Origin of the sequence: Melissococcus plutonius ATCC 35311, from assembly GCF_000270185.1 — a bacterium.
GTDB classification, from domain to species: Bacteria; Bacillota; Bacilli; order Lactobacillales; family Enterococcaceae; genus Melissococcus; species Melissococcus plutonius.
Map to the genome: position 1 here is coordinate 55,418 of NC_015517.1, position 25,052 is coordinate 80,469.

Annotated in this window: 16 protein-coding genes and 3 pseudogenes; 15 read left to right on the forward strand and 4 right to left on the reverse strand. The window is 30.9% G+C overall.

Translation table 11 applies throughout. The annotated features are described in order from the left end of the window. Nucleotide 1: 1 nt before the first annotated feature. Nucleotides 2–2,821, reverse strand: a pseudogene (locus tag MPTP_RS08555) (alpha-L-rhamnosidase). Nucleotides 2,822–2,836: 15 nt separating this feature from the next. Then, nucleotides 2,837–4,540 carry a glycoside hydrolase family 3 protein gene (locus MPTP_RS08560; RefSeq protein WP_013774730.1) on the reverse strand — a complete coding sequence of 568 codons (1,704 nt, stop codon included), beginning with the start codon at nt 4,538–4,540 and terminating at the stop codon, nt 2,837–2,839. 254 nt (nt 4,541–4,794) lie between these two features. Here MPTP_RS08560 and MPTP_RS08565 point away from each other — a divergent pair, with 254 nt between their 5' ends. The 5 genes from MPTP_RS08565 (at nt 4,795) to MPTP_RS08585 (ending at nt 9,744) form a co-directional block, all read left to right on the forward strand. Continuing rightward, nucleotides 4,795–5,796 (forward strand): AraC family transcriptional regulator, encoded by a 1,002-nt coding sequence (locus MPTP_RS08565; RefSeq protein WP_013774731.1) that lies wholly within the window; start codon nt 4,795–4,797, stop codon nt 5,794–5,796. Nucleotides 5,797–6,328: 532 nt separating this feature from the next. Next, nucleotides 6,329–7,315 carry a pectate lyase-like adhesive domain-containing protein gene (locus MPTP_RS08570; RefSeq protein WP_013774732.1) on the forward strand — a complete coding sequence of 329 codons (987 nt, stop codon included), beginning with the start codon at nt 6,329–6,331 and terminating at the stop codon, nt 7,313–7,315. Between the two features lie 517 nt (nt 7,316–7,832). Further along, a complete protein-coding gene (locus MPTP_RS08575; protein WP_013774733.1) occupies nt 7,833–8,144 on the forward strand; it encodes a PadR family transcriptional regulator in 312 nt (103 codons plus the stop codon). Further along, on the forward strand, nt 8,141–8,785 hold the full coding sequence (locus MPTP_RS08580) for a DUF1700 domain-containing protein (protein ID WP_013774734.1): 645 nt from the start codon (nt 8,141–8,143) through the stop codon (nt 8,783–8,785). The genes MPTP_RS08575 and MPTP_RS08580 overlap by 4 nt, the downstream gene beginning before the upstream one ends. Then, nucleotides 8,782–9,744 (forward strand): DUF4097 family beta strand repeat-containing protein, encoded by a 963-nt coding sequence (locus tag MPTP_RS08585; RefSeq protein WP_013774735.1) that lies wholly within the window; start codon nt 8,782–8,784, stop codon nt 9,742–9,744. Before MPTP_RS08580 ends, MPTP_RS08585 begins: the two co-directional genes overlap by 4 nt. A 126-nt stretch (nt 9,745–9,870) precedes the next feature. On the opposite strand, the gene MPTP_RS08590 is transcribed toward MPTP_RS08585, so the two are convergent. Further along, entirely contained in the window at nt 9,871–10,677 is an 807-nt protein-coding gene (locus tag MPTP_RS08590; RefSeq protein WP_013774736.1) for a MurR/RpiR family transcriptional regulator, read from the reverse strand. A 142-nt stretch (nt 10,678–10,819) separates the two neighbouring features. Here MPTP_RS08590 and MPTP_RS08595 point away from each other — a divergent pair, with 142 nt between their 5' ends. The 5 genes and pseudogenes from MPTP_RS08595 to MPTP_RS09290 all read left to right on the forward strand — a co-directional run bounded on the left by MPTP_RS08595 (nt 10,820) and on the right by MPTP_RS09290 (nt 17,916). After that, on the forward strand, nt 10,820–12,112 hold the full coding sequence (locus tag MPTP_RS08595; RefSeq protein WP_013774737.1) for a PTS sugar transporter subunit IIC: 1,293 nt from the start codon (nt 10,820–10,822) through the stop codon (nt 12,110–12,112). A 1-nt stretch (nt 12,113) separates the two neighbouring features. Further along, nucleotides 12,114–13,514, forward strand: a complete 1,401-nt coding sequence (locus tag MPTP_RS08600) for a glycoside hydrolase family 1 protein (protein WP_013774738.1) — start codon at nt 12,114–12,116, stop codon at nt 13,512–13,514. A gap of 611 nt (nt 13,515–14,125) precedes the next feature. Further along, nucleotides 14,126–14,683 carry a MarR family winged helix-turn-helix transcriptional regulator gene (locus tag MPTP_RS08605; RefSeq protein WP_013774739.1) on the forward strand — a complete coding sequence of 186 codons (558 nt, stop codon included), beginning with the start codon at nt 14,126–14,128 and terminating at the stop codon, nt 14,681–14,683. Nucleotides 14,684–14,749: 66 nt separating this feature from the next. After that, nucleotides 14,750–16,519 carry an ABC transporter ATP-binding protein gene (locus MPTP_RS08610; RefSeq protein WP_013774740.1) on the forward strand — a complete coding sequence of 590 codons (1,770 nt, stop codon included), beginning with the start codon at nt 14,750–14,752 and terminating at the stop codon, nt 16,517–16,519. 321 nt (nt 16,520–16,840) lie between these two features. Beyond that, a pseudogene (locus tag MPTP_RS09290) lies at nt 16,841–17,916 on the forward strand (oxidoreductase). 260 nt (nt 17,917–18,176) lie between these two features. On the opposite strand, the pseudogene MPTP_RS08620 reads toward MPTP_RS09290, so the two are convergent. Beyond that, a pseudogene (locus MPTP_RS08620) lies at nt 18,177–19,606 on the reverse strand (glycoside-pentoside-hexuronide (GPH):cation symporter). A gap of 1,267 nt (nt 19,607–20,873) precedes the next feature. On the opposite strand from MPTP_RS08620, the gene MPTP_RS08625 reads away from it, so the two are divergent. The 5 genes from MPTP_RS08625 to MPTP_RS08640 all read left to right on the forward strand — a co-directional run bounded on the left by MPTP_RS08625 (nt 20,874) and on the right by MPTP_RS08640 (nt 25,051). After that, complete coding sequence (locus MPTP_RS08625) at nt 20,874–21,878, forward strand: lectin-like domain-containing protein (RefSeq protein ID WP_013774743.1); 1,005 nt, start codon at nt 20,874–20,876, stop codon at nt 21,876–21,878. Nucleotides 21,879–21,949: 71 nt separating this feature from the next. Next, nucleotides 21,950–22,867, forward strand: a complete 918-nt coding sequence (locus MPTP_RS08630) for a Cna B-type domain-containing protein (RefSeq protein ID WP_013774744.1) — start codon at nt 21,950–21,952, stop codon at nt 22,865–22,867. Next, entirely contained in the window at nt 22,788–23,543 is a 756-nt protein-coding gene (locus MPTP_RS08635) for a glycoside hydrolase family protein (RefSeq protein ID WP_050978181.1), read from the forward strand. The genes MPTP_RS08630 and MPTP_RS08635 overlap by 80 nt, the downstream gene beginning before the upstream one ends. A gap of 18 nt (nt 23,544–23,561) precedes the next feature. Next, nucleotides 23,562–23,882: a hypothetical protein gene (locus MPTP_RS09200; RefSeq protein WP_048594124.1), complete on the forward strand. Its 321-nt coding sequence runs from the start codon at nt 23,562–23,564 to the stop codon at nt 23,880–23,882. A gap of 725 nt (nt 23,883–24,607) precedes the next feature. Continuing rightward, nucleotides 24,608–25,051 (forward strand): DUF3290 domain-containing protein, encoded by a 444-nt coding sequence (locus MPTP_RS08640; protein WP_013774747.1) that lies wholly within the window; start codon nt 24,608–24,610, stop codon nt 25,049–25,051. Nucleotide 25,052 lies beyond the last annotated feature (1 nt).

Consider the following 25,052-nt stretch of genomic DNA (forward strand, 5'->3'; position numbering starts at 1 on the left):
ATTAATGTTCCTCCCGTTCACTTAAAATTGGTGTTTCACATAAAATAGCTGTAATTTGATCAAGTGTTTCAGGTGAAATAGTAATAAAAGGCAGTAGAAGATTTAATTTAGCTAACGACATAGTACCTAAACCACCATTTAAAGCATTTGGATCATTTCTAAAGAAATCAAGTACAGGATCCACTTCATCAATCATAGTAACTAATTTTTTATCTTGCATGATTTCTATAACAGGTGTTTCTTCATTGTAACGTTCAACATAATCCTCTGTTGGTATATAGCTAATCATATAGTTACCAGCAGTTAAATCAAATTAGCCACCTTGGTAAAGCTGATCGTTTACCTGAATTGCAACATTTTCTGCTCTTGGTAAATCAACATGCGTAGTTATGCCAAATGGTACCTGAAGATTTAATTTGATAGTATGATCGATTGTTGCTTCAATTTGATAGTTAACAGCAAATTCACCATAAGGTGTATCAAAATGACCATTTACATGTTTTAGGCGATAATCAAAGTGCGGTGAAAATACAATTTCTTTATAACCAACAGTATGATCACAGAGACCTAAAAGATATTTGTAGCCCCATTCCATAATAGCACCAATACTATAGTGATTTAAAGAATTCATGCCTTCTGTATTCATTGAACCATCTGGTTCTACTGAATTCCATCTTTCCCAAATAGTGGTTGCACCTAAATCGACTGCATACAACCAGCTTGGAAAATCTTCTTGTAAGAAGATTTTTGTTGCTAATTTATGTTGGCCATATTTAGATAAAACTTGGCAAATGAAAGGCGTACCCACAAAGCCAGTTTTCAAATGGTCATTATCTTTATTTAAACGAATTACCAAATCACTAACAACCCGCTCAATTTGGTTTTCAGGAATTAAATCAAAATGCAAAGCTAGGGCATAGGCAGTTTGTGTATCAATGGCTAAACGACCTGTTTCAGTAATATATTCTTTTTTGATCGTTTCTTTGATTTGTTTTGCCAACATAGCATAATTCTTAGCATCTTCTATATGGTTCAATAATTTTGCAGTTTCAGCAACAATCTGACTGGAATAATAATAGTACACAGAAGCGATAAAATCTTCATCGGTTTTTCCAGTTGGTAAAGCAGGATTTTCACCATCTAATGCCAACCAATCACCAAATTGGAAAGTACCTGTCCATAAATTCTTATTTTCAGTTTTACGGCCAATGTAATCTACCCAAGCTTTCATCTCAGGGTAATTCTGTTTCAAGATGGCTGTATCACCATAGACTTGGTACATATTCCAAGGAATAATGGTTGCTGCATCTCCCCAAACTGCTGCACCACCATCATGATTTCCCATTGAAGGAGCATACATAGGGACAAGACCATCAAGTTGCTTTTGTTCTACAGCAATATCTTTTGCATATTTCTTGAAAAAGGCAAAGACATCCATATTGAATGCTGCAGTATTTGAGAAGACTTCAGCATCGCCTGTCCAGCCCAATCGTTCGTCGCGTTGTGGACAATCTGTTGGCACATCGAAGAAATTACTCTTTTGTCCCCAAATAACATTTTGGAATAGACGATTTACCTTGGGATTTTCTGTTTCAATAGAACCAGTTAAACGCATATCTGAATATATGTTTGCTGCTTTGTAATCATTAGCTTGCAAGGGTCTTGTATTTCCTTCAATTTTAACATAGCGATAACCATAATAAGTAAAATGTGGACGTACCCATTTTTCTTCGCCATCAGAAATATAAACAAAAGCAGCGCGAGCATCTCTTAAATTGTCTCGATAAAAATTACCTTCTTGTAGAATTTCACCTACCTGAAAAACAAGCTTGGTTCCCTTAGGTTCACGGTTATAAAATGCTAACCATCCAGCTTGATTTTGTCCAAAATCAAGTACTTGTTCTTGTGCAGGTGTTTCAATGATCAATTGGACAGGTAGGTATTCTTTTACCTTAATGGGTAAACTTAGACGATCTTGTAATATATTGGTTTCTTCTTCTAAAACAACAACAGGCTGCCAGTGTTCTAGAGTAATCTGATCATCTAAATCTTCACCATAATAAATCGCTGATTTCGTTATTTTGCCACTTGTTGTTTGCCAAGAAGCATCTGTAATAATTCGTTCAGTTGTACCATCTTTATAAGTAATATGGTATTCGGCAATGGCTTTTTGCCAATCACCATAAATATTTTCCTGACCGCCTTCAAAGCCATAATTTCCTTTATACCAACCATCAGCAGTTGAAATTAACAGTTCATGAGTGCGATCAATTTGGGTAAAGGCAGTTGTGATATCATACGTTTGAACTTGGACCCACTGATCATAAGCCGTAATACCAGGTGTTAAATATTCATCACCGACTTTTTGGCCATCAATATAGGTTTCATATAATCCTAGACCAGTCATATAAAGGCGAGCAGTTTCAACCGGTTTATTTAATGAAATTTCTTTTTTAAATAACGTATTTTGGATATTTTTATCTTCATTTGCAATCCATTTAGCAGTAAATGTTTCATGCATTTTACCCGTTTCAAAAAACGTTTGAGCAGTTGTTATAATTTGATCTTCATCCAGTAAACTTATTTCAATTTGATAACGAGTTCTAGATGTTAAATTAAGTGCTACGTTAAAATAGTTTTCCTGATAGGGAAGTTCTTCAGTCTGGTAAACTGGTAGTGTTTTGTCAGTTGTCCAGATTGTTAATTGTTTTTTAACTGGCATAAAGGTATCAGCTTGAATCTTAAAATCAATTCTTAGATCATTAAGTTGAAAACCGATTGGTTCAATCATATGATTGATTAAAATTTGAGAAATTTCCATGTTTTTCACTTCCTATTATAATTTTGCTGTGAAATCACCACAGAAGGGATCTACTGGATTGATTCCTTCAAAGGCTTCCTGTCCAGTAATTTTTCGCATAACAGCTTCAACACTCGCTTTGTTTCCTGTATAGGCATTAATAAATGTTGAAACACTTGGAATGTCAAATAAATGATAAGGATTTGCTGTTGAGATAAACACGGTAGGAATCGCCTGCATAAACCATGGTGAATTAGCTGCCATTAGAGGAATCCAATCCAGTCTTGTAGTTGTTTGATTGCTGGCTGTTTCAATATTTGCAATATAAAGCGCTAAGTCGAATTTTTCCTTCATATCTTGAACGCCTTCTTCAAAAATTTCATGGAAGTCTAACTGTTGAGAATTATAAAGAGAAACAATAAAGCCAACTTTTTCTAACTGCATTTTAAACAGATCTGTGACTTTTCCGCCTTCTTTAAATCCACCCTCATCAGAGTCTCCTAAAATAACTAGTCGGATACGTGGGTATCTTTCAGGAGTTAGTGGAAGCAAGTGATCACGATCTTTCACCAATGTCACAGCTTTTTTTTCGACTTCTTCCGCCAATTTTTCATGTGCTTTGGTATCTAATGCTAATGTTTCCGGTGGTGTAAGCAGTAAACTTTCGTTTGTATCCATGATGCCTTGCGCTAATTTTGTACCAAGAATTCGCATAATTGCTTCATTGACACGCTCTATTGGCAATTTACCATTTTCAACGGCTTGTCTGATATAGTGATAATCTTCATCAATGTTTTTATTAAAAAGAATCATATCAATTCCTGCATTGATTGTTTCTGGCAGTAAGTTTTCACGATCTGTTGCTGCATTGTAACCAATCATTGGGGTTGCGTCTGTAATCGCTAGTCCGTTGAATTGCAGAACATCTCGCAACAATCCATTAATTAAAAGAGAAGAACTGGAAGCTGGTCGTAAATCTTTATCGGAAATATCAGGTTGTAAATAACGTTCCCAGGCAGGTTGCGTGATATGGCCAATCATAATACTAGAAATACCTGTTTCAATAAGTTGACGATAGATTTGTCCATAAGTATTCATCCAGTCATCTTTAGTTAATGAATTTACAGAACTTACTAAATGCTGATCTCTCTCATCCACACCATCTCCAGGAAAGTGTTTGATAACTGGGATAACTTGATTTTTTTCTAACCCTTTGATTTGAGCTTCTGCCATTTTCATTACTCGTGTTTTATCACTACCAAATGTTCGTGTGTTTGTAATAGGATTTCTAAAATTTTTATCAATATCAACAATTGGGGCAAAAGACATATTACAACCGACTTGACTGGCTTCAAAACCAGAAACATTACCTAATTCGTAAGCACTTTTTGGATCATCAGTTGCAGCCATTTGAAGAGGCATACCAAACCAAGTGCCTTCAGATATAATGCCATTACCACCAGATTCTAGATTTGCTGCAAAGAAAAGAGGAACCTGACTAGCTGTTTGAGCTGTTGCTATTTCACGCTTGATTTTTTCAGCCACGTCTGGACGATACATCATACCACCAGGTTGGTATTTTTCTATGAATTCAGCAATATCCGTCATATTTTCATCTTGACCAATGACAAAAAATAATTGACCAACCTTTTCATCAATTGACATTTTAGCAATTTTTTCTTCAATATAATTAATTTGTTGTTTATTTAAGCAATAAGGTTTTTTTGTTAAATCTACCATTTAATGAACCTCCAATGAGTTTAAAATTTGCACTTATTATTTATTATAATGAGAATGGAAGCGAAAACTATTGTTAAAAACAATAAAAATCATGTTCATTTCACAGTTTTATCTGTATAAATTTGGTTTTATTACAGATAAATATAAATAATTAGTATTAAATAATCATTTATATTAATATTTGTATGGTATACTAAGCTTCTTAGGCGGGAAAGATAACTAAATTATGGTAGCATAAGAAGTGGGGGAAATAGATGAAGACAATGGTTTTAGAATTATTGAAAAAACATAATTATCCACGTGAATGGAAAAAGTTGGCACCAGAAATGCGTCCAAAAATTATTTCATACGTAGGAAAAGAACCTGTATATGAATTTTATCATACTTTAAATGATTCATTGGAAATTAACACCCATTCAGTTGCTGTTTCTGTTCAACCGGTAGAATCCTTTATTCCTTACCATATGCATAATTATGTTGAGTTAACGATTCCGCTAGTGGGCGAACGTACCGTAGTGACTGAAAATGAAAAAATACATGTTGCCCAGGATGAAGTAATTATGATTGGTAAGTATACTGTTCACCGCGTTGAACCGATCGATAGGCAAGCTGTAGTGGTTAATCTAACATTAAAAGGAACTGCTTTTTCATTAAATGATTTTGATTTTATGTATAGAAAGGGAAGTTCACAAAGTATTTCTACTATGTTATTTTCACTTCTTTTTAGTGATAATTTTGGTGAAGTCCGTTATACACGAATTAATACGCATCATGACAATAAAATTATGGATATTTTATATGATATTATTTATGAATATTATTGTCCAGACATTCAAACTAATCAAATTATTCATTTTGAAATTTTAACTTTATTTTCTAGATTAATTCGAGTAGCTTCAAATGAAAAAGTAGCTGTCAAAATGAATGATCAACCACCAACCAATTTATTGACACTACTTTTATATATTGAAAAGCATTATAGTCATATTACACTGGAAGAAATGGCAGATTATTTTAATTTTAATCCTAATTATTTGTCTGCTTATTTAAAAAAACAAACTGGATTAACTTTTATCAAACTCGTTCATTTACAAAGAGTAAATGTAGCTGCAGAATACTTAACTTATACAAATGCACCGATTGAACAAATCTCATTAAAAGTTGGCTATGAAAATCCTTCATATTTTTATAAAATTTTTCGCAAATACCTTGGAGTATCACCAACCGATTATCGTAAACAAAATAGCGTTGACTAATAGGAAAATAGATAGTTAGTTAATTGGTTTAAAACCTAAAAAAAATAATTAAAGTTTAAGCAAGCATTTCTTTTTATTTAAAAGAAATGCTTGCTTAAATTCATATTGTAGATTCAAAATTTAAGATATCAGTTTTATAGGTATGAAAATCATAAGTTAATTAGTTATAAATGCGTTAATAGATAGCTTGTTTAAGTTTCTCAACAACATATTTACTATAATAAATGAAAAAAATATATTTTTATTAATATATTTTACTTAATAGTTGATAATTGTTTTTATTTATCTTGTTTTTTATTTATTTGTATAATTATTTTAATTAATTTAAAATAAATAGTTTTAATTAATTGTTTTTTTTGTTACTATAATAGATATCCTTTGTTTATTTTTTATAAAAAAGGATACCAGTAGAAAAGTTCGTTACTCTAAAAAGATTGCTCGAAGAAGTGTTACCATTTATTTTATTTGTAAAGTTTATCTTTTTGAAATCGCTGTCTAGAATAAATTAAACTTATAATTTAGGAGGAATTTTATGAAAAAGTCAATTGTTTTTGCTAGTTTGGGAATTATGTTCTTATCGGCAGGTACGCTTTCAACTTTGTCCACATCAGCTCAAGAACAACATACACATACATCAGAAATTATTTCTAATCAAGCTTATGTTAGTAATTTTTCAGAATTAAAAGCTGCCTTGGCAGAAGATAATGGTATTACTACTATTAGATTAACTGAAGATATCTCCCTAGATAGTGGCATAAAGATTCATCCAAGCAAACAACATGTAACAATTGATGGACAAAATCATCAGCTGACAGAACAATCATTAGGCGTACATGGCACCATTTATGTTGATTCAAATTCTAGCACAACAGAAGTTAATGTAGTAAATCTTTCGATTATGGGAAAAAATTATTATGGACCTGTCAATGTTGATAATTCTCTAAAGGGTGTAGTGTTAAATTATACCAATGTTAATTACAATGGACCGCAGTTAGTTCATAACGTTAAAGGATTTGCAAACTTTTATGGCAATACAACGATTAATATAGAGAAAGTTCTGGATGGATCTAACGTTGCGCAAGAGGTTGCTGAGGTAATGGGAGTAACCATTAATGATAATTTTAAGGTTACTCATAATGGCCAAACAGACAGTGCTTTTTGGATGGGAACCAGTTCTGATGTGCAACCATACTTTATCATTAATGATAACGCCAAGGTTTCTATGGATATCAAGAATAATACGCTATTTTATATTGATAACAGTGCTAAACGTCCTCTGGATATGACGGTTGGAAAAAATGCAACCTTTGAAGTAAATACAATTAGAGAACTATTTAGACTGGGAAATGCAGGAAATATTTTACTGAAGAATAATTCTAAAACAATAATTAATCGATCTACCGATACAACAAAAACACCAACGATCCAATTATCTGGTTCTGTTAAACCTGAAAAAGGTGCTATCTTAAATATTATCCATGCACCAGAAACAACTGCACCAACAATGTCAGGTGTTTAATTTGATTTAACCATTCAGTAAATGGTAACACTTCTTCGAACAGTTTTTTTAAAGTGATTGAGATGAATGATTAGCCGTCTATATTTTCTATTTATTAGAGAAAATATAGACGGCTAAAAATAATGCCGTTTTTAATCTTACCTTAAACTATACAGCTATTTAATATACAATTCAGTCGTTGATGAACTGATAAAAAAATAAGATATAATGAGTGAAATTTAAACATGTTAAAAGCAAAATTAATTTACATACAATATTATATTATGTATAATATTGTATGTAAATTAATTTTGCTTTAAATATAAATTTTTAAATTAAAAATTCATCAAATGAATGTAATCTTTTTTGTTTTTAAGTTTTCTAATTAGAAAGGTTAAGCCTATGAATGCAATCTTAATTGTTAATTCTTTAGATCAATCTAAACTTTAAAAAATTAAGTATAATGAAGGATTCTTCAATCAATTTTTTAGCTTATATTTACTAGTAATAGCAAATGAATAAAAAAGGAGGAAAGTGTATGGCGATTCAAATTTCTTCTGAACTATTAGAAGGTATTGTGCTATCTGTTTTAAAAAATGAAGATTTATATGGATATGTTTTAACACAAAAAGTTCAAGCAAGATTTCCAATTTCTGAGTCCACCATCTATCCAGTGTTACGCCGTCTTAAGAAAAATAATTATTTAAAAACCTATGATCAACCTTACCAGGGACGAAACCGTCGTTATTATCAATTAACTGAAGGAGGAGCTGAACACTTAGTTAAAATCATAGATGAATGGACAGCATTTAGTCATCAAGTTAATCAAGCATTGGAGGAAAATCGATGAAACAAACAATCAATGAATACATTAATGAATTAAAAAATTACCTATCAGCCTTAGAAGATGAGGAATCTCAAGATATTTTAGAATTTTATTATGAATTTTTATTAGATGCCGATACGGATAGCAGAAAAGAAATCGAGGCAGCATTAGGAACACCTAGACAATTGGCACGTAGGATATTAGCTGATTATTCTTTGGTAGAAACCAAAATAGATGATCAGCAATTTAGCGAAAAAGAGCTTCAACATCAAAATACAAAACGTAATTTACAAAATATTTGGTGGATTTTTCTAGGACTGTTAGCAATTCCTGTTGGACTACCATTAGTGATCCTTTTATTTAGTATTCTTTTATTTTTTTTCTGTATTATTGCTTCAATCGTTATTCTTTTAGGCGCCTTTCTTTCAATAGCATTATTCATAATTTATAAAACGTTTCCAATTATATGGAAACAAGAATGGGCAACAGCCTATTTTTACACCGGTTGTAGCTTAGCAATAATTGCATGTGAATTGCTTGTCATTCCACTTTTCTTGAAATTATTACAATCCACTGTTTCATTAGCAGCTAAAGTAGCACGTTGGATTGGTAGGAAGGTTTTCACCAAGCATGATTATCAACAATATGGAGGCCAAATGAAATGAAAAAATACTATTTTACGCTATTTATTGTTTTGTTTATGGGAATTATTTTCGGATTATTTGGTTATTTTAATCATGGATTTCAGCCAGTAGTTGGTGATACCATACTTGGATCTGTCCATGTATTAAGACATGAAGACAGCAAACAAATGCATACTTATCAAACAAAACAACCATTTAAAGCACTTACTATTTTTGTAGATCAAACAGATATTTTGATTAAACAAGGTTCTCAATACTCTGTTAATTTTGAAACCAATCAGAAAGCAACAGTTAAAGTAAGTGATCAACAATTAGAAATTAAGCAAAAAGCTAGATATAATTTCCAAATGTTCTATTTTCCAGTTATTAAAAAATCTACACTAACCATTACAATCCCTAATCTAACAACAATAGATAAATTAAATCTTTCCATAGAGAATTGTCGTGTTCGTTTTGATCATTTGAATTTGAAGAAAGCTTATTTGAATACCTCTAATTCACAGCTAACTTTTAATCAAACAAAGATTCTAGACAAATTTCATACAAATGATCAAGAAGGAAATTATAAGTTAGCGAATAGTGAATTTCATAATATAAAATTTAACTCAGATAGCACAAATATTGATACAAATCATTCAAAAATGATCAATTTAGGCATTGATTTAGAAGATGAACTTAAATTTAATAGCGAGTATTCTGAGTTAACAAATCTAAACTTAGAAGCAAATGGTAATACGACAAATTATAAGATGCATAATAGTAAATTGTTGGGCAATAATAAAATTAATGGTGATGAAACCTACTTAGATTTAATTCATATCAATCAAGACTTAAATTTGAAATTCACTAGAGATGAAAATACCAGTATTTTATATAACAATAGTAATTACAAAGGAGACTCTCTTGTTAATAAATCAACAACGAACTCTTTGAAAACAATCAGTAATAGTGGTCAGATAAAAATAATAAAATTAAAATAGCAAAATTTATGTTTAGCTGATTAAAAAATGAGAATCAATAAGTTAAAAAATTTACGATTCAAATAGATAAAAGAAAACGGATTTGCTTGTTAAGATCAAATCCGTTTTTTTTTTAGATTTAACAGGTTATTTTATGTAAGGTGTTTTTGTTGTATCAAAGTACTTTCGACACAAAAAATCAATAAAAAAGTTCATGGAGTAACTACCGATTTTTTGATAGCTTATAGAATTAATACAAAAAATTGCATGAATCGATGCACGAATGAACAAATCCTGCTGTTGAGTCAATAAAGCAGTTTGACAGTTTGAAGCTAAAATTTGATCAAAAATAAATGAATGATTGGCAAAAAAATTGCCATAGGAAGAAATAATCAATGCTAATGAATCCTCAGTTAGTGAACGTGCGAGTTCTTTTTGTCTTGATTCAGTGTTTCCGATAAAAACCAATTTATCTGATAATAATAGACCTTCTTGTAAATTTCTTGCCATTTGAATAGATGAACTATAACCAAAAATAATGATTTGATTATGTTCTGTGATTAGTTTAATCAATTCATCAATCATTTGAATAGATACTGTTTCTAAGGTATTTTGAATGGATTGGATAATTTCATTTCCATAGGATTGAAAAGATAAAGATGGTTGGTCTGAAATACCATTTAATTCTTCTTTATTGAGCCGAAATAGTCGTGTTGGATCCGTTTGATTTTCAACAGCAATTGCTTCCTTGAGTTCTAAAAATGTAGCAAAATTAAAAAATTTGCAAAACCGTGTAATGGTGGAAGGAGTAACATAGGTTTTTTCTGCCAGTTCGGTGATTGTCATTCTTGGCAGTAAGGATCTATAGGTAAAAATGTAAATAATAATTTTTGAAAAGGTATCTGTTTGGGCATGTTCATTTAAATAATCTAATAATATCAAAGTAGATTTCATTGTAGTACTCCTTAGAATTGTCTAGAATTTCAAGACAATTAAAAATTTTATTTCTAAAAAAAATGAACCCATTACAATGAAAACGCCATCTGGATGAAACGTGATAAAATAAAAAGCACGAAAAAAGGAAGGATGTTAAAAAATGAAGCTGATGGATCGCTTTCAACACTTATTAGAAAAAACATTGGTCCCTTTTTCCAATAAATTGGGCCAAAACAAAATCATGCAAAGTATTTCAGAAGGAATGATACTGACATTACCTGTGACAATTGGAGCCTCTGTATTTTCTATATTAGCCAATTTTCCTGTTAAAGGAATCAGTGACTGGTTTCAATCTACCGGAATAACTCATTCAATGAATGCTATTGTAAATGGTTCGACTAACATTTTAGCAGTTTTTATTGTTTTTGCAATTGCCTATTCTTATGGTAAACGAAGTAATGCAAATGGAATTGTTTCGGGTTTTCTAAGTTTAGGTAGCTTTTTTATGTTAGCGCCTCAATCGGTTGGAAAAGGAAAACAAGCAATAAATGCTTTTGCTATGAATTCCTTAGGAAGCGAAGGGATTATTGTAGCTATTATTCTTGCAATTATTATTGCTGTTTTTTATGTCAAGCTCAGTCATGTAAAAAAGCTGACAATTAAATTACCTGATTCGGTGCCAACTATGGTTAGTCAATCTTTAGAACCATTGATTATTGGAATTATTATTTTTAGTTTTGTTTTACTTGTTCGACTAATTTTTGATTTTAGCAGTTATGGCACACTTTTTGAATGTATCAATCAATTAATTGCACAACCTTTAGTACATATCGGCGGTTCTGTACCAGCTATCTTATTTATCTTTATTTTATCAAATGTGCTATTTTTATTTGGTATTCATCCTGCTGCCATACAAGCAGCAATTATGCCTGTCATCATTTCAATGATGGTGAGTAGTGGACCAGCCTTTCAAGCAGGGAAACAAATTCCGCATTTAGAAAGACTAGTTGTTTATAGTTTTGTTAATAATGATGCAGCGGGTGGGACATTAAGTCTTTTGATTTTTGGTTTGTTTGTTGGTAAATCGAAACGTTATCGAGAATTTTTTAAAATTTCTTTAATTCCGAATATTTTTAATATAAATGAACCAGTCATTTTTGGATTACCTGTTGTTTTAAATCCAATTATGTTTCTACCTTTTATTCTTTCCAGTTTTGTATCTGGTAGTGTGGCATTTTTAGCCGTTAAAATTGGCTTTATTACAAATTATAATCCAATGATTGGTCTTGGTATGCCTTGGACATTGCCTAAAGTCATTGGCAGTGTATTTACCATTGGTTGGCAAGGGCCAATTGTTTGGTTCGTTAATTTCTTATTACTAGGTATCTTGTATTATCCATTCTTTAAAATACTAGATAAACAAGCCGTAGAAGCAGAAAAGGAGCAAGGATAAAATGAGTATAATTTCAAAAGTACCAACAGATTTTCCAGAAAATTTTTTATGGGGAGCCAGTACTTCTGCTTTTCAAGTAGAAGGAGCAGCTTTTGAAGATGGTAAAGGAATTTCAGTTGCTGATTTACGAGCAAAGAAAAGTAAATTTTTAGATACTTCTGTGACTGTTGATCATTATCATCATCTCGAGGAAGATATTCGGTTGATGAAAGAATTGGGTTTAAAATCTTATCGTTTTTCTATTAGCTGGACACGAATTTATCCAAACGGCAATGATTTAAAACCTAATGAAAAAGGATTGGCTTTTTATCATAAACTTATTAATTTGTTAGTAGAAAATCAAATTGAACCAATTGTGACGATTTTTCATTTTGATTTACCTCAACAATTAGTTGAACAATATGGTAGTTTTGCAGATCGAAGATGTGTCGATGATTATGTTTGTTATGCTAAACTATTATTTGAAGAATTTGGAAGTCAGGTAAACTATTGGTTAACGATTAATGAACATTCACTTTTGGTAAATGTTCCCAGTATGATTGGCTTACATAGTGATAATATGAAAGAATTAAGACAATTGGCAGAAAATGCAAATTATTATATGTTTTTAGCACAAGCTAAAGTCTTCAATTTATGTCATGCTATGTTGCCAAAAGCAATGATTGGACCGGCTGTCTCTTATATGACAAATTTACCTTATCGGCATAAATCAACAGATGCCTTGCTAGGCAAATCGTTAGAAGATGTAGTTAGTTTCTTAACGATGGATGTAGCGGTTCGAGGAGAATTTCCTTCTTATTATTTAAGAAAATTACAAGAAGAGGGACTAAAACTTCCCTATTTGCCAGAAGATGAAGCTGTATTTGCAACTGGACGTGCCGACTTTTTAGGATTGAATTGGTATTGTACAAGTATTTTTAGAGAAAATGAACAAGCATCATCAAAAATGTTAAAGGGCGTTATTGATCATATTGAGCGTTATGAAGATCCGGATTTACAGCACACAGATTGGGGATTTTCTTATGACCCGGTTGGATTAAGATATGCTTTACAGCGAGTACATGATCGCTTTCCAAATTTACCATTAATGATAACAGAATGTGGTTGGTCAGAAAGAGAGAATTTGGAAAAAGGTCAGGTACATGATACCACTCGGGTAAATTTTTTAAGAGATCATATTGCACAACTAAGAGAAGCCATTCGTGATGGTGTAAATGTTCTTTCTTTTAATCCATGGTCCTTTATTGATTTATTAAGTGTAGGAGATGGGATGGATAAACGTTATGGACTTATTTATGTCGATCGTGATAATCACTCAGCAAAAGACTTGAAGCGTTATAAAAAAGATAGCTTTTATTTCTATCAGAAAACGATTCAACAAAACGCAAAAAATATTCAGTAAAAATTAATTAAAAATAAAGGGAATAACTAACAATCTAGTAAAGAAATAAATGATAATTAAGGTAAAAAGGAAAATTGTTGAATCGATAGCTTAATGAATATTATTAAGAAAAATAAAATAATTAAAAATAAAAAATAGCCATTGGATTTAAGCTTACTGTAAATTAATACTTAAATTCAAGGGCTATTTAGGCAAATAAGTTTAGATAAATAATTAAAAAATTGAATATCGTATCGATCACTCAAATAGGATAGAGAAAACAGAATTAATAAAGATATATTCTTATTGTCTGGCAATGAAGATGAATCTTAATTATGAGTAAGGAATATGATAAAAAGTTTTATCATAAATAAGATCCACATACCTAAATCCTACTATTTAATCATTAAGTTATCTATATAGATTGTTTTTTTCATCAGCAAATTTAGAAATCTTTTATTTTTTGATTATTTTTTCTATTAGTTATGCATAAAATAAAAATTTATTCTTAAGAAAAATTATTTAAAAGATAAATATTATTGTTATTTAATTAGTTTTGTTATTGAAAGATAAACTAAATAATTGTATGCTTTAATTTGTAAATAGGTAAAGGAAATAAATTGAGGTGAAATATGTTACAAAACACAATTTTAAATAAATTAATTAAAATTACTCAGCAACCAATTTTAATTTTTTTCTATCAACTTTATGAGAAAACAGATAACTCGTTTGAAGCATTAAAATTAATAGCCAGAGAAAAAATAGTAACTGCTGGTAGAATTTCTGAGTACTTAGATATTAAGCCATCAAGTGTTACACAAATTCTTAAAAAGTTGGAAAGTATAGATGCTGTAAAAAAAGTTAAATCCGAAGAAGATGCACGTGTGACATTTATTAAGATAACACAAACAGGTGAGGAGTTAATCAAAAATAGTAATTTTTCATCTACTATTTTAGAAATGATATTTAAAGAATTTTCAGAAGCTGATTTAGAGCAATTAGATAATTATTTAACAAGAATCTATGATAATTTACATACTGATGAATTGGATATTCAACTAATGAAAATATTTTCCAATGAAAGAAGATGGCAACAATTTAGTGAATTGTCTACTTATTTTTATAGAGCAAGGGAACAAATGATGAGGCAGGATAGATTGGAAAAATTTCGAGGTTTTAAAAAACATTGAACTTTTCCAAGTTCTTTTTAAGAACGGATTCACAAATTTAATAATTTTTGGTGGTGACTGTACCTAATGGTAATAGAAAAAGGAATAAATACAAAGACGAAAAAAGAAAAACCAAAATTCTCTTTACAGCAATTTATCTATTTAATAAAAATAACTAAACCTAAATATCCTTTATTAATTTTAGGGACTGTCCTTTTAATTATATCTGCAAGTGTCCAAATTTATGTACCAAAACTTACTTCATCATTAGTAAATAATTTTTCAAAGGGAATTGATTACTCATTATTGATAAAGGTTGTTATTTTATTTGTTATATCAGCAATTATGTCAGCGATTGGTGGCACGGTTCTAGGTATATTTGGTGAAGATGTTATTCAAAGTTTAAGAACAAAACTATGGGATAAACTGACCATTTTAAAGGTCGCTTATTTTGATAAAATGAAAGCGGGAGAAATGTCTAGTCGCTTGGTAAATGATTCTTCTCAGATCAAACAATTATTAGCTACAACCATTCCTCAGACCTTTTCAAGTCTTATTTTAGTTATTGGTTCAGTTTATATGATGATTCGAATGGATTGGCAGATATGTCTAGCTATGTTGATAGCTGTGCCAGTCTTTCTAGCGGTAATGTTTCCAATGATGATATTTGGTATGAAGATCGGTCGCATAAGACAAGATACCTTGGCACAATTTAATGGGATTACCAATGAAACCTTAAATGAAATTCGTCTTGTAAAAACGTCAAATGCAGAAAAGCAAGCACGTAAAGAAGTGCAATTTCAAATTAAAAAATTGTTTAAAGTAGGGAAAAAGGAAGCTAGCTTTAATGCAGTGATGCAACCCTTTATGATGATGCTTTTTATGAGTATGGTCTTTGGCTTACTTGCCTTGGGCATGCACAGAGTTGCAACTGGTACTATGAAAATAGGTATATTGATGAGTTTTTTAATGTATTTATTTAATTTGATTGGTGCATTACCTAATATTGCAATGTTGTTTTCTGAGTTGGCAAAAGCAGCTGGAGCTACAAAACACATTCAAACATTATTATATGAAGAAACTGAGAATTTAAATGATGGAAAATTGCTTGATTTAACAGGAAAAACCATTGAATTTACAAATGTTGATTTTTCCTATGATACAGAGAAAAAAATTCTGGAAAATGTTTCCTTTGAAGCAAAGCCAAATCAGATTATTGCCTTTGCTGGACCTTCCGGTGGTGGTAAATCAACGATTTTTAGTTTATTGGAACGTTTTTATGAACCTCAGAGTGGAACTATTCAAGTAGGTGGAGAAGCAATTGAACAATTAAATTTAAAAAATTATCGAAGTCAGATTGGATTTGTCTCACAAGACAGTGCTATCATGGCAGGAACCATTCGTGAAAACTTAATTTATGGTTTAGAAGAGCAATATACTGATGAAGAATTATGGCATGTTTTAGAATTAGCTTATGCTCGAAAATTTGTTGAGGCTATGCCTAATGGATTATTAACAGAGGTAGGTGAACGCGGAATTAAAATTTCCGGTGGCCAAAAACAAAGAATTGCTATTGCAAGAGCTTTTCTACGTGATCCTAAGGTACTGATGTTAGATGAGGCAACTGCAAGTTTAGATAGTGAATCTGAAATGATGATTCAAAAAGCATTAAACAAGTTAATGGAAGGCAGAACAACGCTTGTCATTGCCCATCGACTAGCAACCATTGTTGATAGTGATAGGATCTATTTCATTGAAAAAGGAAGAATAACAGGACAGGGTACACATCAAGAACTTGTTGAAAACCACGCTGTTTATGCTCGATATGTTAATGAACAATTCCGGCTAGAAGAATAATTACTTTGTGTTTTTATCGAAATAAGCAGTTATGATTATATGAGATAGTTTGTTTGATGAAAATTTTTTCTTATCCTATAACTATTATTAAATTTTTAGTGAATAAGAAATATCATCGCTATCTGTTGGTCATTCGTTTAAATAAATCATTATTTTATATTTTTGTTACAATAGAGATAGGCATTTTTTATTTTTCTTGTTATTCATTTTTTCTATGTTAAAGTTAAATAAGAGAGGATGTTGTAAATGAAAAAAGAGTTTGAAAAATTATTTGAGCCAGTTCAATTTAAATCTGGTATTAAAATTAATTCTCGATTTGTAATGTCTCCGATGGTAGTAGAGGGATCAACCTATGAAGGCTATGTCGGAGAGGAAGATTTAAGTTATTTTGAAAGACGTGCTAATGTTTCTGATCTGCTAATAAGTGGAGCTACCAGTATTGCAAAAGATGCGAATGCTTTTGGTTATGGTTTGACAAATGCTGATGAGAGTTATCTAGAGGGAATGAAGAAACTTGTAGCAACGATGAAAAAAATGGCGCCAAAGCAATAACTCAGTTATTTCATCCAGGGTATGCTGCAAAATATAGTTATCAAGAAAATAAAAATGTCTATGCACCAAGTACTATTCCTTTTTCTTTTTTAGATTATCCAACAACTGAATTAAGCGAGGCAGAAGTTGAACAATTAGTTAGAGGCTTTGGAGAAGCTGCCTTAAGAGCTATTCATGCTGGATTTGATGGTATTGAGATTCATGGGGCTAATCATTATTTAATCCAACAATTTTTCTCTAAAACTTCAAATAAACGATCAGACAAATGGGGAGGAAGTTTAGAAAATAGAGCACGTTTTGCCTTAGCTATTGTTGATGAAATTCAACATGTGATTCGTGAGAATGCAGAACGACCATTCGTTTTAGGCTATCGACTTAGTCCAGAAGAAATTCATGAGGAAACGGTTGGTTATACACTAGATGATACTCTTTATCTAATTAAACAGCTAAATGAAAGAGAATTGGACTATGTACATCTTTCTCTTTTTGGACCATCTGGATATCGTTCTAAAGCAGTATTGGGGAATCGAACTGGAGAAGTTATTGCTAGAGTTGTAAAAGAAAACTTGAATAATGCAACAAGATTAATTGTTGTAGGAGATATTACTTCTGCAGATAAAGCATTGGAAGCTGTTAAGTATGCTGATATAGCTGCCTTGGCTTCTGCTGTTATCGTTGATCCAGAGTTTGTTGAGAAAATCAAAGTAGGTGCAGAAAATACCATTTCTTTGGATATTACGAATCGTTTAGAAGAATTGAAATTGCCGAGAAATTTTTATTTGGTAAAATCGGCAATGACAAGTAACAAATCAATTCCTCAAATTACTTTAGATGCTATAAAATAAAATGGATGAAAAGATAAGAAACAATTGATATTTATCTGTATTTTTTATTGTATCGAAATAATTTGGCATAAAGTAAGCTAAGCTAAGATGAATAGTCTGTTAGTATTCAATCGTCTTACAAGATAAAAAAACAAAATTAGTTTCTCATTAAAAAAACAATCTAAACGTTCATTCTGATGAAATAATTAAATTATAAATGTCATAAATGAATAAGGTTAGATATCCTAGGATATCTAACCTTATTCATTTATTGTTAAATTTTAATCTATAATTTTTCCTTGTTCCCATTGACCATTTGAAAGATCATCAGCGATTTTACGATATTTTTCATCAGATAAATCATACAAAAAAAATATAATAATTGCAGCCATGATTAGTGCAAAAGCAGGATATAAAGTCATAGCACTCTTGATTCCTAATAAGGTACTTGAAGATTGATGGGCATTTGCGACATAACCAGTGATTCTAAAATTCCAGCAGAAACAATTGCAGCTAGCGATTGAGCCAATTTACGAGAAAAATTAAAAGCGGCATAGGTAATTCCTTCTTTTCTAATTCCCGTGTGCCATTCACCATAATCAATGACATCTGAAATAAATGCCCAAGTAATTCCATTTGGAATGGCTAAAGCGACATAACCAATAGTAACAAGAATGATAAAGATCGTAGTATTTGTTGGTAGAACGAAATTTAAACCATTAGCAATTGCACCAATAATGAAAGAAACAATTGCAGTTTGTTTTTTACCAAAGTGTTTTACCAATGTGGGAATCAACAAAATGGCTACTACTGATGCTCCCATCATGACACCGTTTACAATGGGTTGTAAAGAAATGTTTCCTAAGTTATATTGACAAAAATAAATCATCATGGTGTTATTGGTATTCATTGCTGAAATTGTAAATAAAGTTAATAAAATCATTGCACCTAATGGTTTATTGGTAAAAACAACTTTCGCATAATCTTTAAAACCAGCACGTTTGATATTTGCTTCACGGTTCACTTTAACGTATTCTTTTGTTCCTAAATAACAAATAGCAAAGCCGATTACTCCGATAAAAGCCATTATTGCAGCAGCTATTGTGTAGCCATGAGCGGTAGCTTTTCCACTGTGATAAGAAAATAACATAACAATTGGAATAAAAGCTACACCAGTGATTAATTGAGCACCTAAGGAACCAGCTTGTCGTGTAGTTGCAAGTTCGGCACGATCTTCAACATCCCTTGTCATAACTGAAGCAAGCGATCCATAAGGGACATTCGTTAGACTATAAACAACACCCCAAGCCATATAGGTACCAAACGCATAAATAATTTTTCCATGTATTGAAATATTGGGCATCATAAAGGTAACTATAGTTAAAATAGCTAATACACATGCTGATAGCATCATTACCGGACGAAATTTTCCTCGATGACTAATGTTTTTGCGCCCATCAATAAATGATCCTGCTAAAGGATCCGTGAAGGCATCAAAAATTTTCGTTACCGCAAAAATGGTGCCCACCATTCCTGGAGAGATCATTGCCACATCGGTAAAAAATTTTGTCAAGTAGGCTTGTCCCAAGTCAAACATAAAGCCATTTCCAAAATCACCAAACCCATAAGCAATTTTTTCACGCCAAGAAAGCTTTCCTTTATTCCCGTTTTTTTGCCATAATTTCATATTGTTTTCTAGTTTTGTTTCCATGAACTTTCCTCCAAGAAGTAAAGTGATTTAATTCACATTTATATTAATATATTAAAATTGTTAACGTGAACAAATTAGGCTAAAATAATAAAACCTAGTATTTAATTCAAATTATGTTAGTGACAACAAAAATTTTATCATGATTAATTTGTGAAATAAATAACTTGTTTGAAATTTATAAAAAATTTTTGTTACTTTCTATTCATTTATAGCAATTAATTTTAAGATAATATATTAATTTTATTTTTATCAATATTTTTCTAAGTAAAATTTTTAATTTAAGTTTTAAAAATAATCAATGAAATTTCTAATTTATTTATTTGTATTTGAAAAGTAGTTAGAATTCTGTTTATGAATTTAAAAAAATAGGTAGATAAGAATAATAAATATTATTATAACTTGTCATTACTTTTTATTTAAATTAATTTAATTATCATTTTTACCCTGTTATATTAAAAAATTGTAAAATAAACTAAGTAGTTGATTTTAATTTCCTTTTTATAATAATTTTAAATTTGGCAATATATATATTTTTCTGTTTATTTATATTAGAATATGGACTGTTGTATTGGTTCTATTTAAAATACTCTGACTTTAAAATACAGAGAACATTTATTTAAATGAATATATGAAATTCTCAAAGATAGATAAAGGCTACTAGCTACTAGACAGATTTGAAGAATGAATGAGAATAACTTTACTGAAATAAAAGATTAGTTAATATTTAATTTGAGCTTTTTAATAGGATTGTTTTATTGCATTGATTTTTTGTTTTATATTGGAACCTTTTTAGTTTTCAAAAATACTTGATTTGTTAGTTTTAATTCAAACTAATACAACTAACTAAACCTTTATAATCATACTATTCTTTGCTAAAAGACAACGTGTATTGATTCAATTCTTTTTAATTTTTATATAGTAAAGTAAATTTTATCTGTATTAATTTAAAGCAGAATAGATTTTGAATAGATGAATAACTGATCTTGTATTTAGTAAAATTAAGGAAAGGAGTGATTCTCTTTATCAGGTTAGTTGGTAATAAATTATTGGTCATTGATAGGTAATTGGTTTTAATTTATCGCAAATAATGTTGTTACCATTATGGAATTAAATTTTTAAACGTTTATAGTTAAAAATTATTAAAACATCTTTACCTCTCAATAAAATTAAATTCGGCAAGAAACGCTAGAAGATCAACCGAACCTCATTTTTGCTATTTTCCAATGATTGGTCATCAAAAATTTTATTCTTAGAAGGGAGAAGAGCTATGCGAAAAATTTTAAAATTAGTTACTATTATTTCTTTGGTAATATCTAGCTTTCCTGTAGGGTTATTGACTGATGCTAATGAAACGAATGCTGAAACAGCTGAAACGGTACAAACAACCACCAAAACAGATGGAATATCTGAAGCCGAACAATCAGCTAAAATGGATGGAACGTCTGAAACAGCACAGATAACTAAAACAGATGGAACTTCTGAGACAACACAATCAGTCGAAACAGCTGAAATACCAAAAAAAGTTAATAGAGAAAATTTCTTGGATTATTTTCAACTAGGTGGTGTTTCTACATATGATAAGGGAACAGGCATTGTTACACTAACACCAAATAAAAGTCATCAAGTTGGGAATGTTACACTTAAACAACGGTTTCATTCACATACATCATTCGATTTAAAGGGTGCCATTTACCTAGGAGATAAATTAGATTCTGAAGGAGGGGCTGATGGTATTGGCTTTGCTATTCATCCCAATGCAATTGGTTCTGTAGGCTATTCGGGAGCCAATCTGGGAATTGGTGGATTGCCTAATGCTGTTGGTTTTAAATTAGACACTTTTTATAATGGCAAGCAAACTCCTGATCCTAATGCATCAGATGATGTTCATAAATTAGGCTGGGATGCAGATCCTATTCGGGGACAGAATAACCCATTCGGTGCTATTGTTCATACTAATGCTAAGGGTTATGTCACTACAGAAACAAAAGATGTAAAACTTCTAGATAAAAAACAAGTGCTGAATAAAGCTATTAAAAGAGAAGAAACTGATGGCGGATACGATGCATTGCTAGCTAAAGGAGAGAACGAGAAAGGTTTTGTTCCTATAGACTTTGACTATGATAGCAACTCGCATATCCTAACCGTAACATTTGGCGTACAAAAATGGCAAACAAAGATTGATAGTGCAGAATCTTTAGCAACATCTGTTAGTGGATCTACTGGGTTATTTAGGAATCTTCAGAGTTTAGGTTTGACTCAGCTAGTTATGTAAAAGCAACAAATATTAAAGTAAATAAAGTTTGGAAAGATAATAATAATCAGGATGGCATACGTCCAGATTCAGTGTTGGTTAATCTTCTACAGAATGGTAAATTTTTCCAATCTTATTCTTTAAAGAGCTCAGAAAATTGGGAACATACATTTGATAATTTGGTAGCAGAAGGTTTACATGGAAATAAGTTTACTTATTCTATCGAGGAAGCTTCAGTTCCAAGTGGATATACTTCTTCAAAGGAAGGCAACACGATTATTAATACACACCCAATAAAAACTACTACAGTCTCTGGCATTAAAATCTGGGATGATGATAATAACCATGATGGTACACGTCCAGATAAGATCACCATTCATTTAATGGCGAATGGCAAGGAAGTAAATAAAAAAGAAGTCACAGCTAAAGACAATTGGAAGTACAGTTTTACCGACTTACCAGAAAATGAAGCCGGCAAAGCGATTAAGTACACAGTAAAAGAAGACCAAGTGCCGGGCTACGAAACCAGTTATGAAGGAAACAACGTTGTTAACAAACATCCTTCAGCAAAAACTGAGGTATCGGGTGCAAAAATTTGGGAAGATAACAATGACCAAGATGGCACACGTCCAACCAAGATTACGGTTCATCTGATGGCCAATGACAAAGAAGTGGACCATAAAGAAGTTACCGGAGAAAATGGCTGGAAGTACAGCTTTACTGACTTACCAAAAAATGAAGCCGGCAAAGCGATTAAGTACACAGTAAAAGAAGACCAAGTGCCGGGCTACGAAACCAGTTATGAAGGGAACAATGTTGTTAACAAACATCCTTCAGCAAAAACTGAAGTATCGGGTGCAAAAAGCTGGGAAGATAACAATGACCAAGATGGCACACGACCAGATAAAATTACGGTTCATTTGATGGCGAATGACAAAGAAGTGGATCATAAAGACGTCACAGCCAAAGACAGTTGGAAGTATAGTTTTACCGACTCAGACAACAATTAAAAATGCACCTGTTCAGGGAACAGGCGACCAAACTGTATTTACAGATGATGATGGACAGAATTATCTGATCTTTTCGGGTAAAAATGGTCGAAAACATACTTTTGTAAGTAAGATTTCAGCAGAAGATTCTCTTTCAATTGAACCTGGTGTACAAATTGGTTATGTCAGTAGTGGTCGAGAGGGAAATGCATTATTTCATTTGAATCATCATTATTATGCAGCCTCTTCAGATTTACATGGTTGGAATGCTTCACAAACTCATATTATTCGTTCACAAACCAATAACATACTGGGAAATTATTCTACTAGTTATATTTTACCAGGAACAGAGAAGGACTACAGTCACGTAACGCAAACAGGTTTTTTTGTAAAAGTAAAAGGAAAAAAACAAGAAACGGTAATTTATTGTGGTGATCGTTGGGCAGATTTTGCTTGGAATGGATTAGGATATAATCAATGGATGCCTATATCTGCAAACGAAAAAGACATTCAGCTGCATTCCCTAAGTAATTGGAAATTAAATACAGTGACAGGTGAATGGCAGGTAGGTGATAATAACAATTATATTTTAAATCCTGAATTTGCCGCCGATCGCATTATTGTAAACAAACTAACTGGTTGGGAAAATCAATTGGAAGAAAACTCTGCAAATTTTGTTAGCAATGTCTCTCCCTGATCCAATCGAACACGATTTGTGTTGCAATTAGGTGCAGATCAAGCTTATGGAGGAAGTGTATATCAAGAAATACAATTACCAAAAGGAAAATACCATTTTTGTTTAGACAAAAACAGTCTTGGTGATTTGGATATAGCTAAGGTAATCATTCAAGATGGAAAAAGAAAAACCTATGAATTCTCTCTAAAAGAAAAAACAAATGGATGGCAAACAAAAGAATGGAAAGATATTGAGATAACCAGTGGTAAAGCAAAAATAGGTTTGTATGTAAAAAGCAAAACAGGCGGACATTATTTAAAAATAGATAATCTGTCATTAACCAAGCAAACAGATGAATAAATAATTAATTTTGTCAAACAATACAGTATACGAGCCATTTCTTCATTAATTCCTGATTGAAGAAATGGCTCGTATTTTTAGGTATCTAAAAATATCTTCTGAAAATTCCGATTTGGTTGATGATCCTTTTTATTTCATTGGTGTATAACAGAGAAACAATAAATAAAAAAGCTAAATAAATTAAAAGTATAACTTATACTTTTTGAAAAATAATAAATAAAAGATACTTTAAATATTAATCATATTTCAGTTTCTCATTTATTAGAATTGCTCACCCAGAAAAATTTTTAGAGACTTCATAGATAAAAATAAGCCTTAATAATGCTGTAAATTGATTTAAAAGTTATCGTTCGATAAGCATTAAATTTATGCAACACTATCAATATTGACCATTCGTTTTTCTAAATAATCAAGTAATAGATACATAAATCTATGAAATATTTATAAAAAATAAAAACCTATACTTTGTTAGTTTTAGGATGATCAATAATATCGGTGAAATTCAAAAGTATTTCATGTTAGACTGTTTAAATCTTTCTCATTGAATAAATCAATAGTGATTAATTGTTAAGAAGATATCTTAGTTTTAATAGACTGGTCATTTTAAACTTATTAGTTGCAATTGATTGTAAAAATAAGCGATTTCAATTATCATAATTATGATAGATGGCTCATAAAACCAATTGGTATATCAAATAAATTTTAAAGAAAGGGCATTTTATCAAATGACTTTTTATAGTATTGATTTTTTAAAATCGCAATCTAGTTGGAATGATTATTTAAAGTATGCATTTATCTTTGGTTTATTAATTATTTTAATTATTGTCTTTATCTTTTATATAAAAAATAAACTACAAACAAAATATCGAGACTTAAGCTTGATTATTTTGTTAACGATTATATTTATCCTAGGTATTCAGTATTCTCAATATATTCAAAATCAAAACCAACATTCAGGAACTGCTCAAATGATAAATGTTATAAAACAAGTAGCAGAAAACGAACATAAGAATAGCCAAGATATTTTAGTAAATAGTACCTATTTAACTGATGGCGTTCTTATGAAAATCAATAAGCAATATTATAAAATCAATCTAAGTCCAGATAGCAATTCCTATGTAACGCAAAAAATTTATTTATTGAATCCAGATATTACAATACAAAGATAGG

Coding starts and splice junctions, on each gene's coding strand:
- MPTP_RS08580 (WP_013774734.1), top strand. CDS start 8,141: ATGAAACAAACAATCAATGAATACATTAATGAATTAAAAAATTACCTA.
- MPTP_RS08575 (WP_013774733.1), top strand. CDS start 7,833: ATGGCGATTCAAATTTCTTCTGAACTATTAGAAGGTATTGTGCTATCT.
- MPTP_RS08560 (WP_013774730.1), bottom strand. CDS start 4,540: ATGGTAGATTTAACAAAAAAACCTTATTGCTTAAATAAACAACAAATT.
- MPTP_RS08610 (WP_013774740.1), top strand. CDS start 14,750: ATGGTAATAGAAAAAGGAATAAATACAAAGACGAAAAAAGAAAAACCA.
- MPTP_RS08640 (WP_013774747.1), top strand. CDS start 24,608: ATGACTTTTTATAGTATTGATTTTTTAAAATCGCAATCTAGTTGGAAT.
- MPTP_RS08595 (WP_013774737.1), top strand. CDS start 10,820: ATGAAGCTGATGGATCGCTTTCAACACTTATTAGAAAAAACATTGGTC.
- MPTP_RS08565 (WP_013774731.1), top strand. CDS start 4,795: ATGAAGACAATGGTTTTAGAATTATTGAAAAAACATAATTATCCACGT.
- MPTP_RS08590 (WP_013774736.1), bottom strand. CDS start 10,677: ATGAAATCTACTTTGATATTATTAGATTATTTAAATGAACATGCCCAA.
- MPTP_RS08600 (WP_013774738.1), top strand. CDS start 12,114: ATGAGTATAATTTCAAAAGTACCAACAGATTTTCCAGAAAATTTTTTA.
- MPTP_RS08635 (WP_050978181.1), top strand. CDS start 22,788: ATGACAAAGAAGTGGATCATAAAGACGTCACAGCCAAAGACAGTTGGA.
- MPTP_RS08605 (WP_013774739.1), top strand. CDS start 14,126: ATGTTACAAAACACAATTTTAAATAAATTAATTAAAATTACTCAGCAA.
- MPTP_RS08585 (WP_013774735.1), top strand. CDS start 8,782: ATGAAAAAATACTATTTTACGCTATTTATTGTTTTGTTTATGGGAATT.
- MPTP_RS08570 (WP_013774732.1), top strand. CDS start 6,329: ATGAAAAAGTCAATTGTTTTTGCTAGTTTGGGAATTATGTTCTTATCG.
- MPTP_RS08625 (WP_013774743.1), top strand. CDS start 20,874: ATGCGAAAAATTTTAAAATTAGTTACTATTATTTCTTTGGTAATATCT.